This is a genomic window from Flavobacterium sp. LM4 (assembly GCF_002017935.1).
GTDB lineage: Bacteria > Bacteroidota > Bacteroidia > Flavobacteriales > Flavobacteriaceae > Flavobacterium > Flavobacterium chungangense.
The window spans coordinates 394,892-412,977 of sequence record NZ_MUFW01000003.1; the positions used below are offsets into that span (position 1 = coordinate 394,892).

At 32.6% G+C, this 18,086-nt stretch carries 17 protein-coding genes and 1 tRNA gene; 15 read left to right on the plus strand and 3 right to left on the minus strand.

Annotated elements, in window-relative coordinates:
* The first annotated feature begins 65 nt into the window (after positions 1-65).
* The 4 genes from BXU10_RS19090 to BXU10_RS19105 all read left to right on the plus strand — a co-directional run bounded on the left by BXU10_RS19090 (position 66) and on the right by BXU10_RS19105 (position 2,762).
* Complete coding sequence (locus BXU10_RS19090; RefSeq protein ID WP_123922058.1) at positions 66-839, plus strand: alpha/beta hydrolase; 774 nt, start codon at positions 66-68, stop codon at positions 837-839.
* A 27-nt stretch (positions 840-866) separates the two neighbouring features.
* Complete coding sequence (locus BXU10_RS19095) at positions 867-1,325, plus strand: SRPBCC family protein (protein ID WP_078229126.1); 459 nt, start codon at positions 867-869, stop codon at positions 1,323-1,325.
* Positions 1,326-1,377: 52 nt separating this feature from the next.
* The gene (locus BXU10_RS19100) at positions 1,378-1,947 is read left to right on the plus strand and encodes a Crp/Fnr family transcriptional regulator (RefSeq protein WP_078229127.1); all 570 of its coding nucleotides are present in this window, start codon (positions 1,378-1,380) and stop codon (positions 1,945-1,947) included.
* A gap of 77 nt (positions 1,948-2,024) precedes the next feature.
* A complete protein-coding gene (locus BXU10_RS19105) occupies positions 2,025-2,762 on the plus strand; it encodes an SDR family oxidoreductase (RefSeq protein ID WP_078229128.1) in 738 nt (245 codons plus the stop codon).
* 80 nt (positions 2,763-2,842) lie between these two features.
* Here the strand turns inward: BXU10_RS19105 and BXU10_RS19110 are convergent, their stop codons facing one another.
* Positions 2,843-4,204, minus strand: a complete 1,362-nt coding sequence (locus BXU10_RS19110; protein WP_078229129.1) for a hydroxymethylglutaryl-CoA synthase family protein — start codon at positions 4,202-4,204, stop codon at positions 2,843-2,845.
* A 362-nt stretch (positions 4,205-4,566) separates the two neighbouring features.
* On the opposite strand from BXU10_RS19110, the gene BXU10_RS19115 reads away from it, so the two are divergent.
* The 6 genes from BXU10_RS19115 (at position 4,567) to BXU10_RS19145 (ending at position 11,091) form a co-directional block, all read left to right on the plus strand.
* Complete coding sequence (locus BXU10_RS19115; RefSeq protein ID WP_078229130.1) at positions 4,567-5,232, plus strand: succinate dehydrogenase cytochrome b subunit; 666 nt, start codon at positions 4,567-4,569, stop codon at positions 5,230-5,232.
* Positions 5,233-5,243: 11 nt separating this feature from the next.
* Entirely contained in the window at positions 5,244-7,244 is a 2,001-nt protein-coding gene (locus BXU10_RS19120) for a fumarate reductase/succinate dehydrogenase flavoprotein subunit (protein ID WP_078229131.1), read from the plus strand.
* Between the two features lie 91 nt (positions 7,245-7,335).
* Entirely contained in the window at positions 7,336-8,082 is a 747-nt protein-coding gene (locus BXU10_RS19125) for a succinate dehydrogenase/fumarate reductase iron-sulfur subunit (protein WP_031455145.1), read from the plus strand.
* Positions 8,083-8,481: 399 nt separating this feature from the next.
* Positions 8,482-9,084, plus strand: a complete 603-nt coding sequence (locus BXU10_RS19135; RefSeq protein ID WP_078229133.1) for a hypothetical protein — start codon at positions 8,482-8,484, stop codon at positions 9,082-9,084.
* Positions 9,085-9,215: 131 nt separating this feature from the next.
* A complete protein-coding gene (locus tag BXU10_RS19140; protein ID WP_078229134.1) occupies positions 9,216-10,253 on the plus strand; it encodes a hypothetical protein in 1,038 nt (345 codons plus the stop codon).
* 70 nt (positions 10,254-10,323) lie between these two features.
* Complete coding sequence (locus tag BXU10_RS19145) at positions 10,324-11,091, plus strand: amidohydrolase (RefSeq protein WP_078229135.1); 768 nt, start codon at positions 10,324-10,326, stop codon at positions 11,089-11,091.
* On the opposite strand, the gene BXU10_RS19150 is transcribed toward BXU10_RS19145, so the two are convergent.
* Positions 11,088-12,779, minus strand: a complete 1,692-nt coding sequence (locus tag BXU10_RS19150) for an Ig-like domain-containing protein (RefSeq protein ID WP_078229136.1) — start codon at positions 12,777-12,779, stop codon at positions 11,088-11,090. The genes BXU10_RS19145 and BXU10_RS19150 overlap by 4 nt on opposite strands.
* A gap of 183 nt (positions 12,780-12,962) precedes the next feature.
* On the opposite strand from BXU10_RS19150, the gene BXU10_RS19155 reads away from it, so the two are divergent.
* The 5 genes from BXU10_RS19155 (at position 12,963) to BXU10_RS19175 (ending at position 17,296) form a co-directional block, all read left to right on the plus strand.
* Positions 12,963-13,967: a hypothetical protein gene (locus tag BXU10_RS19155; RefSeq protein ID WP_078229264.1), complete on the plus strand. Its 1,005-nt coding sequence runs from the start codon at positions 12,963-12,965 to the stop codon at positions 13,965-13,967.
* Entirely contained in the window at positions 13,927-16,248 is a 2,322-nt protein-coding gene (locus BXU10_RS19160; protein ID WP_078229137.1) for a hypothetical protein, read from the plus strand. Before BXU10_RS19155 ends, BXU10_RS19160 begins: the two co-directional genes overlap by 41 nt.
* A 33-nt stretch (positions 16,249-16,281) precedes the next feature.
* Positions 16,282-16,686, plus strand: coding sequence for a methylmalonyl-CoA epimerase (gene mce / locus BXU10_RS19165; protein WP_078229138.1), 405 nt, complete (start codon positions 16,282-16,284; stop codon positions 16,684-16,686).
* 135 nt (positions 16,687-16,821) lie between these two features.
* Positions 16,822-16,895 (plus strand) — tRNA-Ile (locus BXU10_RS19170).
* Positions 16,896-17,059: 164 nt separating this feature from the next.
* Complete coding sequence (locus BXU10_RS19175) at positions 17,060-17,296, plus strand: hypothetical protein (RefSeq protein WP_078229139.1); 237 nt, start codon at positions 17,060-17,062, stop codon at positions 17,294-17,296.
* 33 nt (positions 17,297-17,329) lie between these two features.
* Here BXU10_RS19175 and BXU10_RS19180 read toward each other — a convergent pair whose 3' ends face one another.
* A complete protein-coding gene (locus BXU10_RS19180; protein ID WP_078229140.1) occupies positions 17,330-17,920 on the minus strand; it encodes a riboflavin synthase in 591 nt (196 codons plus the stop codon).
* Between the last annotated feature and the right edge of the window lie 166 nt (positions 17,921-18,086).

Here is an 18,086-nt window from a genome sequence, read left to right on the forward strand (position 1 = left end):
AACCGAAGCAATTTCCGCTTCGGTTTTTTTATGGAGTTATTCAGAGAAATGCTAAATTTGAATGTTTGCATTTAGATTTACAACTCATTAAACATCAATTGAATATGGCAGGAAAAACATGGAAGTTGAAAAAAGTTTTAAAAACAATTTGGATTACAACAGGTGTATTGTTTACAATCTGGCTGTTTTATTCTTATGAATCGGATGGTGTGGACAAGTCTTTTTTGCAAAGCAATGATTTGGTAAATGTAGAAGATGCTTCTGATTATTATTTATTTACGCCGAAAAAAGAATTTAAAAATGTTGTGATTTTTTATCCCGGAGCTATGGTCGAAACACAAGGGTATGTTCCGCTTTGTCGAAAATTGGCTGATCAAAACATGAAGGTTTATTTAATCAAAATGCCATGGCGTCTTGCTTCAAAAGGCTATAACAAACCGAAAGATTTGCATCTTTTTGAAGATACTTCTAAAACATACATTTTGACCGGGCATTCGCAGGGCGGAAAAATGGCAGCACAATTTGTATATGAAAATCCTAAATTGATTGATAAATTGATTTTGATCGGAACTTCGCATCCAAGGGATATTTCTCTGGCAAGTGCTAAAATACCAATCTTAAAAATTTACGGTTCAAAAGATGGCGTGGCAGATGAAGGATCTATTTTGAAAAACAAATCAAAATTGCCTGAAACTACAAAATTTTTAAAGATAGAAGGAGCAAACCATTGTCAGTTTGGTTATTATGGTTTTCAACTTGGAGATGATAAAGCCACAATTAGCAGAGAGCAACAGCAAAAAGAAACTTTAAACGCAATGGTTTCCTTTATAAATGAATGATTTTGTGTTTAATTAAACAATAAAAATATGGCTTCAGAAAATATTTCAGCAAAACCGGAAAACGAAATCATATCCACAAGAATTATAAACTTTTCAAAAGAGCTTGTTTATTCGGCATGGACAGAGCCTGAACATTTAAAAAACTGGTGGGGCCCAAAAGGGTTTACCAATACGTTTAATGAATTTGATTTGCGTCCCGGCGGAAAATGGAGTTTCATTATGCACGGACCTGATAAAGGAAATTATGCCAATGAATGTGAATTTCTAAGAGTAGAAAAACCTGATTTTTTGAGATGGAAAAGATTTTCAAAACCGCTTTTTCAGGTGGCAGTATCATTTGAAAAGGTTTCAGATAATGAAACAAAAATTGTTTTTAAAATGATTTTTGATACGCCGGAAGAGTGTAATAAATTAAAACCATTTGTAGTCGATAAAAACGAGGAGAACTTTGATAAACTGGAAACTGAATTATCCAAAATGATCTGATTTTTTGCCAAATGACAAATCATGGAAAAACAACTTTGATTAACTTGCCATTATGAAAGCATTTATAGACTACATTTTGCAGTTTGGTGATTTAAACCAACAGCAAATTGACTTAATTACAAAAAAAGTAGAAATACTGGAACTTCCAAAAGAGGAGTATTTTTCGGAAGCAGGGAAAATTGCACAGCAGGTTGGTTTTGTTCTGGAAGGTGTTATTCGGGTTTGTTATTACAACAACAAAGGCGAAGAAATCACCAAATATTTTATTGACGAAAACAATCTGGTGGTCGATTTAGAGAGTTTTAACAATGATATTTGTTCAAACGCTTATGTACAGGCGGTTACGGATTGCAAACTTTTGGTTTTTTCTAAAAAAGACTGGAAAGAGCTGTTGGATATTATTATTCCGTGGCAGGCGATTGTAAATAAAATTGTTTCAAGAGTTTTAATACAAAAAGTAGAAAGAAGAAGTCCGTTGGTTTCAGAAGATGCTACGACGCGTTATTTGATGTTTCTAAAAATTTATCCGAACGTTGTCAATCGTGTTCCGCTTTCTTATATCGCTTCGTATTTAGGTATCACACAATCTTCTTTGAGCAGAATTAGAAAAAACATTCGATAAATTGCTTTTTGCCAAATGACAAATGATTTCATTTTTAAACGAATCACCTTTGTAGGGTTAATTTAAAACAGTAAAAAATGAAATCAGTATTAATAACAGGAGCCAATAGAAGTATTGGTTTGGAAGCAGCAAAACAGCTTTCGAAAAAAGGATTATTTGTCTATTTAGGAAGCCGTGATTTAGAAAAAGGAAATGAAGTTGCAGACGAGTTAAAAAAGAATGGATATGAAAACATCAAAGCCATTGAAATTGATGTTACCAATTCTAATTCAATTTTAGCAGCAAAAAAAGTTATTGAAAGCGAGCAGGGTAAATTGGATATTTTGATCAATAACGCCGGAATATTGGGGACAAATCCGCAACTGGCATCTGACACATCGATTGAAGAAATTCAAAAAGTATTCGATACCAATTTCTTTGGTGTAATAAACGTTACTCAGACTTTTTTAGAATTGCTTAAAAAATCCGAAAGCCCGCGAATCAGTAATATTACTTCCGGTTTGGGTTCCTTAACATTGCACAGCGACCCAAGCTGGAAATATTATGCGATTAAAACAGCCAGTTACGGGACGTCGAAAGCAGCTTTGAATGCGTATACTATTGCGTTGGCTTATGAGTTAAAAGAATTGTCTTTTAAAGTAAATGCAATTGATCCGGGCTATACCGCAACAGATTTCAATCACCATAGCGGACCCGGTACAGTTGAAAGTGCGGCGAGTTTTATCGTAAAACATACCTTAACGGAGGATGATGCGCCAACAGGAAAGTATTTCAGTAACGACATTGAAGATGAAACGGAAGAAAGTCCGTGGTAATAAAGTAATTTTAAAAATTCATTTCCTTAAATAAAATGAAAAACCCGAAACGGTTTAAAAATAGTTTCGGGTTTTGTTATTTAATCAATCCATTTGTAATAACGCGCTCCAATTAAAGTTGGAATTTCTGTTTCGATTCGGTCTAAAACCCATTCGTTTTTAGGAGCCCTTACACTTTGTTTTAGTTCTTTTTTGTGAAGGCTTTCGTAAGTCTCAAATCCAATTTCTGTACTTTCCTCCAGATTTTCAAAAAGTTTGGTTTTGGCTAAAGCCGATTGCCATTCCGGTTGAATTGTTCCTTCAAAAACTTTTGATTTCGATCCGCTTCCGTAAGCTAAGAAGCCGAATTTAGTTCCTGCAACTTCTTTGTTAGTATCATAAAAATGTGCCAGAGTCGACAATAATCCCATGAAGATAGATCCGGTGTAAAGATTTCCAATTAAAGAAGAAGCCAATTCAGCAGGCTGTAATTTTTCGGTAACAAAAGTTCTGTAATCTTCAGATTTTGCCACTTCTTTAATTTTTACCTGATAATCAGCAGGCGCAATATCATCCGCAATAATTTTTTCGGAACTGTCTAAAGTATAGATTTCAGACAACATTCTTCTTCCCTGGAAAGAATATGGCAAGTGCATTACGATACTATGCCAGGTATTGTATAAAGTTCCAGTAGCATTTTTTAGTTTCTTGAATGAAAAGTAAGCGTTACGCGTACGATCCATATAACACTGATTGGAATATTGTCCGTCAAAAACCGGCTGGTCTTTGTGGATTTCGATTTCGGCTTCTAAATTGTCAAACCAGGAGTCGTTATTTGCATTTTGTATAATGGCCTCTTTTGAAATCGTTCTGTACGGTTTAAAGAAATCAAAAACACCTTTTGTGCTGGTTGCCCAATTATTATCAAAAGCAATAATTTTTGGATCTGAAGTAATTAGCATGGCAAGAGCTCCTGCACCCTGAGTATATTCTCCGCCTGAATTTAAATCGTATTTTGCAAAATCCGTCGTTACGACAATCGCTTTTTTAGCCGGATTTAATTTTACAAAATCAAGACAGTTTTGTAAAGCGTCAACTCCGCCAATACACGCAAATGTGAAATCAACCACGTCACATTCTGCCAAAATATCTTCTCCAAACTTTTGCTCCATTAAACTAATCAAATAAGACGCAATTGGTTTCGAACTGTCAATACTGCTTTCGGTACCAACATAGATTCGGCTTATTTCGTTCAGGTTGATTTTATGGTCAATAATAAGTTTGGTTAAAGCATTTGCTCCAAAAACTACAGAGTCCTGGTGAAAGTCCGGGAAAGTCATTTTTAGTAATCCGAGACCTTTTTCCAGTTTTTCGGGTTCTATATTTCTGGCAGTCGCCAATGTTTTTATGGGTAAATGTATGTTGGCTACATCAAAAGAAATAGCATCAATTCCTGTTTTCATTCTCATTTTTTTTGAAGGCGGTAAAGGTAAAGTTATTAGAATGGAATGGCAATTTTTTGCTAGTATAAAATTCCGGCCCAAGGATACTTTTGTAGAAAAGAGGTCAAAAGTTGGAGTAAAATAATAATTTAGTAAACTTTTGTTATTTTTTTGCGGGATGCATATTTTCTGAAATAAATCGACTTAATTATATAATTGAAAATTTTTATAATAAATAAATGAGTAATTCATTTTTTTTATACGTAAAAGTACGTATACGTAGTCTATTTTAAAATCATTATAAATAACAACGAAATGGTTGTAGTTGATGTCTATTTGCGCTATTTTTGCTTAATTTTTTAAAACAAACTACTTAAACAATTATGGCACAATCTGCACTATTGAATGCTTCCATTTTAAAGAAAGTGGCTATGGCTCTTTCGGGAATATTCTTAATCACGTTTTTAGCGCTGCATGTTTCCTTAAATTTTATTTCTATTTTGAGTGAAAATGTCTTCAATGAAGCTTCTCACTTTATGGGTTACAATCCGCTGATTCAGTATGTAATGCAACCAGTTTTGGCAATCGGTGTAATTTTCCATTTTATTATGGGATTTGTACTGACTATCCAAAACAGAGCTGCAAGACCAATTCCGTATGCAAATTACAACGGAGCTGCAAATGCTTCATGGAGTTCTAGAAATATGATTATTTCTGGTTTGGTTATACTTGCTTTCTTAGGATTGCATTTTTATGATTTTTGGTTTCCAGAAGTTGCCTACAAATATATTGCAGGTAATGAGCCAGATGCTACAAGATACTACGGAGAGTTAGTTCATAAATTTCATGATCCAATTCGTACAGGATTATACTGTGTGTCTTTTATCCTTTTAGGATTTCACCTTTGGCACGGTTTCGCATCTTCTCTTCAATCTGTAGGGATGCATAATAAGTACTCTCGATTTTTAAGTAAAGTGGGTTACTGGTTCGCAGTTGTTGTACCGGCACTTTTCGTAATTATCGCATTATTTCATCATTTCAATAATTAATATCAATTATAATGGCATTAGATTCAAAAATTCCACATGGCCCAATTGCGGACAAATGGACAGATTATAAAGATCATATTAATTTAGTAAATCCTGCAAACAAACGTAATTTAGATATTATTATCGTTGGTACAGGTTTGGCTGGAGGTTCTGCAGCAGCTACTTTGGCTGAGTTAGGATATAACGTAAAAGCATTTTGTTTTCAGGATTCACCAAGACGTGCGCACTCAATTGCAGCACAAGGTGGTATCAATGCAGCAAAAAATTATAAAGGTGATGGTGACTCGGTTTACAGATTGTTTTACGATACTGTAAAAGGTGGTGACTACCGTGCCCGTGAAGCAAACGTTCACCGTTTGGCTGAAGTTTCGGCAAATATTATCGACCAGTGTGTGGCTCAAGGGGTACCATTGGCTCGTGAATATGGAGGACTTTTGGATAACCGTTCTTTTGGAGGAACTTTGGTTTCCCGTACTTTTTACGCACAGGGACAAACCGGTCAGCAATTATTGTTAGGAGCTTATTCTGCAATGAACCGTCAGATTGGCCGTGGAAAAGTAAAAATGTACAACCGTCACGAAATGCTTGATTTAGTAATCGTTGACGGAAAAGCAAGAGGTATTATCGCTCGTAATTTAATTACCGGAGAAATAGAAAGACATTCTGCTCATGCTGTAGTTATTGGTTCAGGAGGATACGGAAATGTATTTTTCCTTTCAACAAATGCTATGGGAAGTAATGCAACAGCAGCCTGGAAAATTCATAAAAAAGGAGCGTTTTTCGCCAATCCTTGTTACACACAAATTCACCCAACATGTATCCCGGTTTCAGGAGATCACCAGTCAAAACTGACTTTGATGTCTGAATCGTTGCGTAATGACGGTCGTATTTGGGTTCCTGCAAAATTAGAAGATGCTCAGGCAATTCGTGAAGGAAAGAAAAAAGCAACGGATTTATCTGAAGCTGAAAGAGATTATTTCTTAGAAAGAAGATACCCTGCTTTTGGTAACTTAGTGCCTCGTGACGTTGCATCTCGTGCTGCAAAAGAAAGATGTGATGCTGGTTTTGGAGTTAACAAAACAGGTGAAGCAGTTTATCTTGATTTTGCTGCTGCTATCGAGCGTTACGGAAAAGAAGCGGCTTATGTAAAGGGTTTAGATGCTAATGATAAAGCTTTAGTAACTAAATTAGGAGCTGACATCGTGAAAAGTAAATACGGAAACTTATTCCAAATGTATTACAAAATCGTTGACGAAGATCCATATACTACGCCAATGATGATTTACCCGGCGGTTCACTATACAATGGGTGGAACATGGGTTGATTATAACTTGATGACTACAATTCCGGGATGTTTCTCAATCGGGGAATCTAACTTCTCTGATCACGGAGCAAACCGACTTGGAGCTTCTGCCTTAATGCAAGGTTTGGCTGATGGATATTTCGTATTACCTTATACTATCGGAGATTATTTGGCTCCGGATATCAAAATGGGGTCAATTTCTACAGATTTACCGGAATTCGTTGAAGCTGAGAAAAATGTAAAAGATCAAATCGACAGATTTATCAATAATAACGGAACACATTCTGTAGATTATTTCCATAAGAAATTAGGAAAAATCATGTGGAATAAAGTGGGTATGGCTCGTAACGAAAAAGGATTAAACGAAGCTATTAATGAAATAGCTGCTTTACGTGAAGAATTTTACAGAGACGTAAAAGTTCCTGGAAGCGCTAACGAATTTAATCAGGAATTAGAGAAAGCAACTCGTGTTGCCGATTTTCTTGAATTAGGAGAATTGTTTGCGAAAGATGCTTTACACCGTAATGAATCTTGTGGAGGCCATTTCCGTGAGGAATACCAGACAGAAGAAGGAGAAGCACTTCGTGATGATGAAAACTTTGCATACGTAGCAGCCTGGGAGTACAAAGGAAAACCAAGTGATGCCGTATTACACAAAGAACCTCTGGTTTACGAAAACATTAAATTAGTACAGCGTAGTTACAAATAGCAATTAGTCAAAAGACAAAAGTCTTAAAGTCTAATGGCAATTGTCAAGTGACTTTCGACTTTCGGCTTTATGACCTTCAAACTAAAACAGTATGAAACTTACATTAAAAATATGGCGTCAGAAAAACGCCCAAGATAAAGGGGGAATTGTTGATTACCCAATCGACGGAATCGAACCGGATATGTCTTTCCTTGAAATGCTTGACGTTCTTAACGAACAATTAATCAATAAAGGAGAAGAGCCAGTTGCATTTGATCACGATTGTCGTGAAGGAATCTGCGGAATGTGTTCTTTATTCATCAATGGAGAAGCACACGGGCCAGACAGAGGAGTAACGACTTGTCAGTTACACATGCGTATGTTTAAAGATGGTGATACGATTTTTATCGAACCATTCAGAGCAAAAGCGTTCCCTGTAATTAAAGATTTAGTTGTTGACAGAAGCTCTTTCGACAGAATTCAGCATGCAGGAGGATTTATCTCGGTAAATACTTCAGGAAATACAATCGATGCTAATACAATTCCAATTAACAAAGACGATGCAGATAAATCATTTGATGCTGCAGCGTGTATTGGTTGTGGAGCTTGTGTTGCAACTTGTAAAAACTCATCAGCAATGTTGTTCGTGGGTGCAAAAGTATCTCAATATGCTTTGTTGCCACAAGGTAAAGTTGAGGCTACTGAACGTGTACTAAACATGGTTCACCAAATGGATTTAGAAGGTTTTGGTAACTGTACCAACACCGGAGCTTGTGAAGTAGAATGTCCTAAAGGAATTTCTCTTGAAAATATCGCGCGTATGAACCGTGAGTATTTAGCAGCAAGTTTAAAAGGATAATTGAATTTGCCTTTCAGGCTATTAATAATATAAAAACGCCGCGAGAAATCGGGGCGTTTTTTTGTAGTATAAATAATCTTAATATTTTGTTTATATTTGAAAAAAATGCTTTAGTATTTAATAAAAAAGCATCTGTAAAATCAATAAAAATATATGAAAAACAAATTACTATTATTGTTGCTAACTTCTTTTTTAATTGCTTGTTCAAGTGATTCATCATCAGATGATTCCTCAAATTCATCTTCTCACAAAATAAAAAAAATAGAAGAAATTTAAAACGGTGTCGTAATAAAAACAACAGATTATGAATACAATAGTACAGGAAACATTTCTAAAGTTACTGTAAAAGATCAGGCGAAATTTTACCAGACAACATTTAATTATGACTCGGGGAATAAAATGATTAGTTGGAATTTAAAACAATACTATATATCGAGTCCTTCTGATGTAATTGAGCAATTGAATTCGCTGGAATATACCAACGGACTGATTACTAATATTTGTATTGACCGAACAGAAAAAGAGTTGGGTTATGTAACAAATTCAGCTGATAGAATTAGTCAGAGCTATTCAGGTTCTAGTCTGACTTCTATAAAACATTATATCCAAATTACGGGAGGAGAGAACACATCATGTGATGAAGTTACAAATGTTGATAATGAGGAACTTTTTGAATACTCTAATGGAAATTTAATTCGTTATGAAGCACCAGGGTTAGGTTTCTTTGATGAGTATTATAAAATAGAATATGACGAAGGGAATAATTATTTATCAGGAGTAAAACCAGACGCATTTCGATACTGTTATGGAAGTCAGGTATCTGTCAATAATTTAAAAAAGATAAACATATATAATTCTGATACAGATAAACTCACGGCAACAGTTCAATTTGAAAACACTTATGATAAGAATAAAAACATTATAAAAGCTGTAGAAAAGTATTATTATACAGGCAGTTCAACTCCTTCTAATACAACAACGATTAATTATCATTATTACTAATCCAAAGTCAAAAACAGACTAAGGTTTATGTAGAAAAAATAACTGTTTTTAAAAGCGCATTCATTAATTTGGATGCGTTTTTTTGTACTATTTTTACATTCATTTAAATAATTGTAAACGAAATCATTTAAATGAAAAGTATTTTATTGGTAATAATGTTTGTTCTAAGTGTTGAAAATTATGCTCAGGTAGCGGTTACTCCATCAGAACGAGGGGCTAATGAAGAATTTAAAAAAGGGCAATTAGAAAATTTTAAAACAACAACAACAGTTTTTGTTTTACCTGAAACGTACAAAAAAGAAGAATATGAAAAAATTTTAAAAGAGGTTTGGACGGTTACCTCTTTTAAAGTGGTAGATTTTAAAGATTTTAAGCATTTAGATTTTGTTAACGGGAGTTACTCGTTTGCTGAAATTTTTGGTGACCTTTTAAGAACTTCAAGTGGAACGATGTACCTTCATACTAATTTAGGGATAAAAGTTTTAAGTAAAGAGAAGTTTGAAAAAGAGTTTCGAAAGCTCAAAACCGATGACAAAAATTATGATAAGAAATTAAGAGATGTTATTAATGAAAGTTTATCATATGTAGCAAGAATTCCACTTTGTCCTACTAATGAATTCTTAAGGAATGCTTTAGGGTCTTTGGATCTTATGAAATTAAAATTCCCCGAAGAAAAAATGGGAAAATTATATGGAGAAATGTATGCTAAAGTAAGTTTTACAAATGTGAACTTAGGAATGCTTAAAAATTATTTTCAACAAATTAATCAAATTATTACTAAAGGTGAACATTGTGGGCTTTATGAAGATTTTGTTAATGCGAAAATAAAAAACTTAAAGGAAAGTATACTTTATATTCCTGAAGTTTATATGATGAAATATGATGCATGGAGATTTAGTGAAACGCTTAGAGATGAAAAAGAGATTAAGAAACTTTTAGAAGATTATAAATATAAGTTTCAGTTTATAAAAGATGAAGATTTGGAGAAAAAAATTTTAGATAATGAAGATATTTATTATTTAAGATATGTTAGTATGAATGGAAATAAATACTTACAAATTGTAAATGCAAAGTCTGGTGATCCTGCATATTATATTTATGATGCGATGAGTTATAATTTAAAAGATGATGATTTTAAGAAAATTAATAAAGCTATAGAAGCTAAATGATTTTAACTGTAAAGAGGACGTATTCATTAATTTGGATGCGTTTTTTTATCTTTATATAAAATTAAGTATTATGAAAATTGCACTTATTCAATCCAGTCTTGTTTGGGAAAGTCCAAGTGATAACAGAATTAATCTTGAGGCTAAAATAACCGAAATAAAAGCTTCTGTTGATTTGATTGTGCTTCCGGAAATGTTTTCGACTGGATTTAGTATGAATGCCTCTAAAATAGCTGAAACTATGCAGGGAGAAACTGTTTTGTGGATGCAGACTTTAGCGAAAAGCCAAAATTGTGCGATTGCAGGAAGTCTGATTATTTCTGAGGAAGATAAATTCTATAATCGGTTATTGTTTGTTTTTCCGACTGGAGAAATCCAATATTATGATAAAAGACATTTGTTTACACTGGCAGGAGAAGATAAGATTTATACTGCTGGGGCGAAAAAGCAGATTATTGAGTATAAAGGCTGGAAAATTTGCCTGCAGATTTGTTATGATTTGCGTTTTCCTGTATTTGCCAGAAATGTAGAAAACTATGATTTACTCCTGTATGTCGCCAACTGGCCTAAGGTAAGGATAAATGCGTGGGACATTCTGATGAAAGCCCGTGCAGTAGAAAATCTTACTTACACAATTGGAGTCAACAGAATAGGTGTTGATGCGAATAATCATCAATATAATGGTCATTCGCAAGTTGTTGATTATTTGGGAAATTATATTTTAGAACCTCAGGAAAACGAAGGTGTTTTTATAGTTAAATTAGATACAAACAATATGCATGAAACCCGAAAAAAAATGGATTTCCTTAGGGATAAAGACAGGTTTGAAATTCAAGACTAAAAAGCAGTTTTCTTTCTCTTTTTTTCTGCCTTTTGCTTGTCCTCTTCCTTCTTTTTTTCTAGCTCAGGACTGTAAGGTATACTTAAATCCATGGATTCAATTTTGTCCCAATTGGCATGCAGATCAATTTCTTCCTGATAATAAAAAACTTCCTCAGCATATCTTTTCTCCAAATAATTACCAGGGTCATATCTTTTGTTGTTGTTATCATCATAAATTATTCGGACTGAATATACACTTGGTTCTAAAAGCAGAAAATCAAATTTAGTCTTGGATTCAGAATAATCACTGGCTAACACAATATCCCCTTTTTTATTGGTTAGTTCAACAATAATCGGGAAACGTTTTACATTTTGTAAATTCAGCGTAAGATTTCCGTACTCTTCTATTTCACGTGTGTTCAGCTTATAGGATAAAGTATCATTAGATTTTTCATTAAGATCGGTTAAAGCACCTGGTAAAAACGTGAAATTATATTTTTGTGCGTGTTCTTTTTTAAAATCGAAATATAGTTTTTGTTCAAACTCATCATATTCTGTTGTATAAGGAACTGCAGTTGAATCTTTATTAACTAATTGTATTTTGGACTTATCAAATTTGATAAGAGGAGTTGCAGTTTCAAGAGTAAATTTGTCTCTAAAATGTATCACACCATTTTGTAAAGCAGTAATATTCAGAGAGTCTTTTTTCTGGTTTTTGATTTTAAAATTAAACTTTTTCTCATAGTTATCTTTACTGATTTCAAGTGATAATGAATCTGCTTTTATTGGTTTGTACCAAACTTGTAGCGAATCCTTTTTTGGAAATTGCGTTATGATAGTTTCAAGAACTTCATTGCCGTTTTTAACTACAATTTTAGGTTTCGAATCTTTAAAATTTTGTTTCCCTTCATACGGAAGCAATAATCGGTTTCCGGATGCCTGGATTGGTTTGAAAGCCTTTAACGGAAGCTTTTCCTTAAATAATTCCAATTCAAAAACCGTATCATTAGGTATAGTTATAGGCTGTTTAAAAAAACCAATTTTATCATCCTTTGGGTTAAATTTATTGTTGTTTCCTTTGTCTTTTAAGGCTACTAAAAGATATTTTCCTGCTTTTAGATTTTCTAGTCTAAAAGTGGTTAAGCTGTCTAAAGTATTGGTTATATAACGTGGATTTTCTTTATAAATAACAGAATCTTTAAACTTATCGTTAACCTCATAAAGCATAACAGTTACAAAATTATCGACAGTTTTGTCGTATGAATCTTTGATTTTTCCGTTTAGGGCAAGAGAATCAATATAAGTTCCTGTTGAAAACACATATTTGAATTGATTATACGGATTTCCTTCGTTATTATCTGCAATACTTTGCCCGAAATTCAGACTGTAAGTTGTGTTAGGTTTTAAAGTATCTAAAATTTTTATATTGATAAATTTACTTGCATTTGTAGGTGTAATAACAGGCGGATTTTTCATTGGTGGAGAAATAATCAACTGTTTATTGGCATTTTTAAGTTTTACATATTCATCAAATGTCAGAATGATTTCATCGGCCTTAAAGTCAGTACTGAAATTTTTAGGAGAACTTGATTTTAAAATAGGAGCAAGTGTATCTTTTAAACCTCCGGTTATGCTGCCGCGCTTTGCGCAACTTATCATTAAAAATACCAATAAAAAAGTAAAATATTTTAAGTTGTTTTTCAACATAACGATTTGTGATTTAATTCCACAAAATAACAATTATATTTGCTTTAATCGAAATTTTTTATCATTTTATTAGGTTTTAGAAGTTTGCGTAATGTTGTTTTTAAATTTAATAAAAAGTTATATGTGCAAAATTACAAACGGCATATAATTTCTTACATTTGGCTTCAATTTAATTTACAGGTTTTGAAAAAGATTTTCTTTTTAGTATTGCTTTCCCTTTTGTTTATTTCGTGTAATGAAAATACTAAACCGACTGTTTCTTTTTACTATTGGAAAACCATTTTTAAATTATCTGAAACAGAAAAAGAAATTCTCCGGGGAAATAATGTCCGTAAAATTTATATTCGCTATTTTGACATTGATTTACATCCAAAAGATACAAATCCAATTCCTGTAACTCCAATTCGTTTTCAGGAAACAATGAATAATTTTGATGTTGTTCCGGTAATTTACATCAAAAATAAGGTAATGCTAAAACCGAACATTGATATTGAAGATTTAGCCAAGAAAACTGTTCGATTGATAAACGAAATCAATTCTAAAAATAAAATTTACAGTAAGGAAATTCAAATTGACTGCGATTGGACACTTACAAGTAAGGAAAATTATTTGAAGTTTATTAATATATTCAAGAAGTTTTCAGGAAAGAAACTTTCAGCAACAATAAGGCTTCATCAGATAAAGTATTTCAAAAAAACAAAGATTCCCAATGTAGATTCAGGAATTCTGATGTATTATAATATGGGAACCGTGGCTTCAGATTCTTTAAATTCTGTTTATGACAGGAAAATTGCTGAACGTTATCTTAAAAGTTTAAAAAAATATCCTCTACATCTTGATTTTGCTTTGCCAATATATTCCTGGGCTGTTCATATCAAAAATCATAGAGTAGTTGGATTACGGTCAAAATTAAATATTTCAGAACTTAAAAAAGATGGAAATTTCAAACAAATAAGCTCTGTTTTTTTTAAGGTTATACATTCTAATTATAAAAACGGCATATTTTATGAACAAAATGATGTGCTGAAAATAGAAGCCATTTCATCAGAGGATTTAATCGAAATGGCGGAAGATCTGAATGATAATAGCCCTCAAAAACCAAACGAAATTATTTTTTACGATTTAGACGAATTCAATATAAAAAACTATGAAAAGAATATTTTTAAACAAGTTGTTTCTTGTTTCTAGTGGCATTTTACTTTTTGCTTACAGTATTATTTACGCTTGCGCAGATGGTTATGACTGGGATTATTTTGGTTATAATTCAAATTTTACCCCGGAAACATTTGCAGATAAATCGTATTCGCCGCTTTTTTTATCAGGTGATATTTTCTACGGAATTAGGTTTGATAGTGAACACAATTCTCGTTTTAATGACAACATAAAATCAGATTGGGAAACGTTTTTAAAAGGAAAAGCAGATGCTCCAACAGTAAAATATTTCATGATTGGTCTGGATGACGAGAGATCGTATGAAAAACGAGATAAACGGCCAGAAAATAAAGTTGAGATTGAGCAGCTTCATGTTTTTTATAAAACAAAAAAAGAGAATAAAGCTTCGCTGAAATGGGGTAAAAAAATTAGTTTGAAAGATAATAAAATAAAGAGTTTTATTGAATTTCTATATTTAGCTCAAAAAATAGAAACTGTTTCTTTAGGCGATAGTTATTGGAGTTATGAGCCGGTTGTCGCCAAAACATTTGATGATGCAAAAATGATTCAGTCGATCGAGAATGTTTACAATACGACCTCAGATCCCTTTCTGAAAAACCGATACTGGTTTCTGACAATGAAGGCGCGTTTTTATAGTACGGACAAACAAAAAGCGATTTTGTTTTTTAATAAAACTGAAGCTAATGTTGTTAAAAATACCTTGTATTATCGTGCACTTGCTTATGTGGCAGGTATCAGTTATAAACAAAAAAAATATGCAGTTTCTAATTATTTGTATGCAAAGGTTTTTGATAAATGCCCAGAAATGAGAGTGGTGACGGCATATTGTTTTAATCCAAAAAGTGAATCCGATTGGAATAAATCATTGCTAATGGCTAAAAATAATAAAGAAAAAGCTGCTCTTTGGGCCATTCACGGTTATCATAAAGATGAAAAACAGGCTATTGAAAAGATTTACGAACTGGATCCGAAAAGTGAACACTTAAATTATCTCGTAACGCGATTGGTTAATAAACAGGAAGAAGGTATAAATAATTCCTTTAAGCAGAATGCCGGAGAAAATCTTCCGATGAAAGAACAGTCAATCGAAGAAAATAGAACTGAAAATTATGTAAAACTGGATAAAAATGCATTTGATTTAATTGCTAAAATTTCAGCAGCAGGAAATACAGAAAGACCTTATTTGTGGGATATTGCATTAGGGTATCTGCAAACATTAAAAGGAGATTTTGCAAATGCAGACAAGAATTTTGATAAAGCCGAAAAAACACTTCCAAAAACTGAACTGGCAGGTTATCAGTTAAGATTGTTAAGATTTGTAAATAATATGAGTAAAATTGATAAACTTACAGATAAAAATGAAAAAACAATTCTGGCTGATTTGAATTGGCTTTATAATGAACTTCCAAAAAAATATAGAGGACAGGAATTTCGTTATGAAAATGCAGTACAATGGAGCAAAAATTATTTAGCAGTTCTGTACAGCGCAAAAGCAAATCCTGTAATGGCTGAACTTTTTGGTTCTTCTAATTATGGATATTGGAGTTCGGGAAGCACTTTTTATAACAATGAAAAAGATTTGTTAGACATGAAAGCATTCCTGAGTAAATCCAATAAAACCGAAATGGAGAAAATTGCTGCCGGAATTTATCCTTTAAAATTAAAAGATATTAATAACTTTCAGGCAGTTCAGGCCACTTATAAGAATAAAATTCCTGAAGCTATTGTTTTTATGCAACAGGCAGATTCTGTTCAATACTTTACTTTTTCAGGAAATCCGTTTAATGGAAATATAAAAGACTGTCATGATTGTGATCATGCGGCCTATCAAAAAAAGAAATATACCCAAATCGAATTTTTGACTACCATAAAAGCGATGCAGGATAAAATAACTCAAAAGGAAGATGTTTACACCAATAGTTTGTTGTTAGGAAACGCATTTTATAATATTACTTATTTTGGAAACGGAAGAAACTTCTATGAAATTAGTATTTCAAGTGAAAATGCAGGGGCTTATTCTTGTGATGTTTCTAAAATGTATTATAAAAAAGCATTTGATGCAGCAACAACTAAAGAGCAGAAAGCAAAATGTATTTATATGATGGCAAAATGCGAACGAAATGAATACTACAATACCAAATATAAAAATGTTAGCTGGTGGGACAGACAGGATGATAAAGTGAATTTTATTGCCTGGGAAGGATTTAAGACATTAAAAAAAGACTATTCTGATACGAAATATTATGAGGATGTAATCGCTGAATGCGGTTATTTTAATACTTATGTCAATCAATAATTAAAAGTTTTTTTTACTCATGAATTTTATATTATGGTGAATAAAATTGAACATATAGGAATTGCGGTAAAAAATATAGATGAAGCCAATATTTTGTTTGAGAAATTATTGGGTGTTCCGTCTTATAAAACAGAAATTGTGGAGTCAGAAAATGTAGTGACTTCTTTTTTTCAAACCGGAACAAATAAAATTGAACTCTTAATGGCAACAGATCCCGAAAGTCCAATTGCAAAGTTTTTAGAAAAAAAAGGAGAGGGAATTCATCACATTGCTTTTGATGTTGAAGATATAGAATCAGAAATTGTAAGGTTAAAAAGTGAAGGTTTTGTTTTGATAAATGAGAATCCAAAGCCTGGAGCAGACAATAAAATAGTAGTTTTTCTGCACCCTAAAAGCACAAACGGCGTTTTAGTAGAGCTTTGTCAGGAAATCAAATGATTTTTAAGATTGAATAATTGGTTGATAATCAATTTAATTTTAAATAAGAATCGTTAATATTGAAATTAAGTGCAAATGATAGTCTAAAATATTTGGAGCAAATAAAAAATAGTAGTAATATTGCATCCTCAAACCGGTCCTATAGCTCAGCTGGTTAGAGCACCTGACTCATAATCAGGTGGTCCCTGGTTCGAGCCCAGGTGGGACCACTTAAAAAAAGCTTCATAATTATTTATGAAGCTTTTTTTTTAGACGCTATTTTTTTTGAATAAAAAGCAATACATTTGTTGCAGATTTAGTGGAAGAACCATGCTTTCATTAATTACAAAGAACATTTTTAAGTTTATACTAAGATCTAAAGTATTTGTTTCATATGAAAATGATAAGTAAAATTGTAATTGTGTTTCTGATGTTGTTTAGTGTAATAACTGTATTTGCTGCGCCAGAACCACCAAATCCATCTACTGCTAAGGCGGCTAGTACAACTGCGACCGATCCTTTTCCTGAAACAGATATAGATGATAATTTGATGTTATTAATGTTTTTTGGACTTTCCTTAGGTGCATTTGCAATATATAAACATAAATTAAAAACAAAAGCTTCAGTTTAAACTGAAGCTTTTGTTTTTAAAATCGTTTTATTACTATTTATTTATTGAATAGAGTCTCGAAATGTATTTTCCAACTACATCAAATTCTAAATTTATCTTCGTTCCTATTTCGAAATTTTTAAAATTTGTATTTTTAAAAGTATAAGGTATTATTGAAACACTAAATTCGTTTGTTTTAGAGTTTACTACCGTTAAGCTAACTCCATTTACGGTTATTGAGCCTTTTTCAATGGTTATGTTGTTCAGGTTCTTGTCATATTCAAAAGTATAATTCCAACTACCGTTGGCTTCTTCGATTTTAATACAAGTACCGGTTTGGTCTACATGACCTTGTACAATATGTCCGTCAAGCCTGTCGCCAAGTTTCATTCCTCGCTCAAGATTAACTACGTCGCCGGTTTTCCAGTCCCCAATATTTGTTTTTAAAATCGTTTCCGCGATTGCTGTTACAGTATAAAAAGAATCTTTTACAGCGACAACTGTGAGGCAGATTCCGTTATGAGATACACTTTGGTCAATTTTTAATTCGTTTGTAATAGAAGAATCAACTGTTATATGAAGATTATTTTGGTCTTTTTGTATTTCGTGAATCCTTCCTAAGGTTTCTATAATTCCTGTAAACATATTGCTTTTGTTTTACTAAATGTTAATTATAAGGCAAAGTTATAATTAAAAAGCGAAAGCAGATGTCAGGAAAACACATTTGCCGTCCTGGCTTCCTTCTTTGTTGATAAATATTTCTGTTTTCCAGAATTCCTCATTTATACTTAGTACGCTTTTTCGTATTATT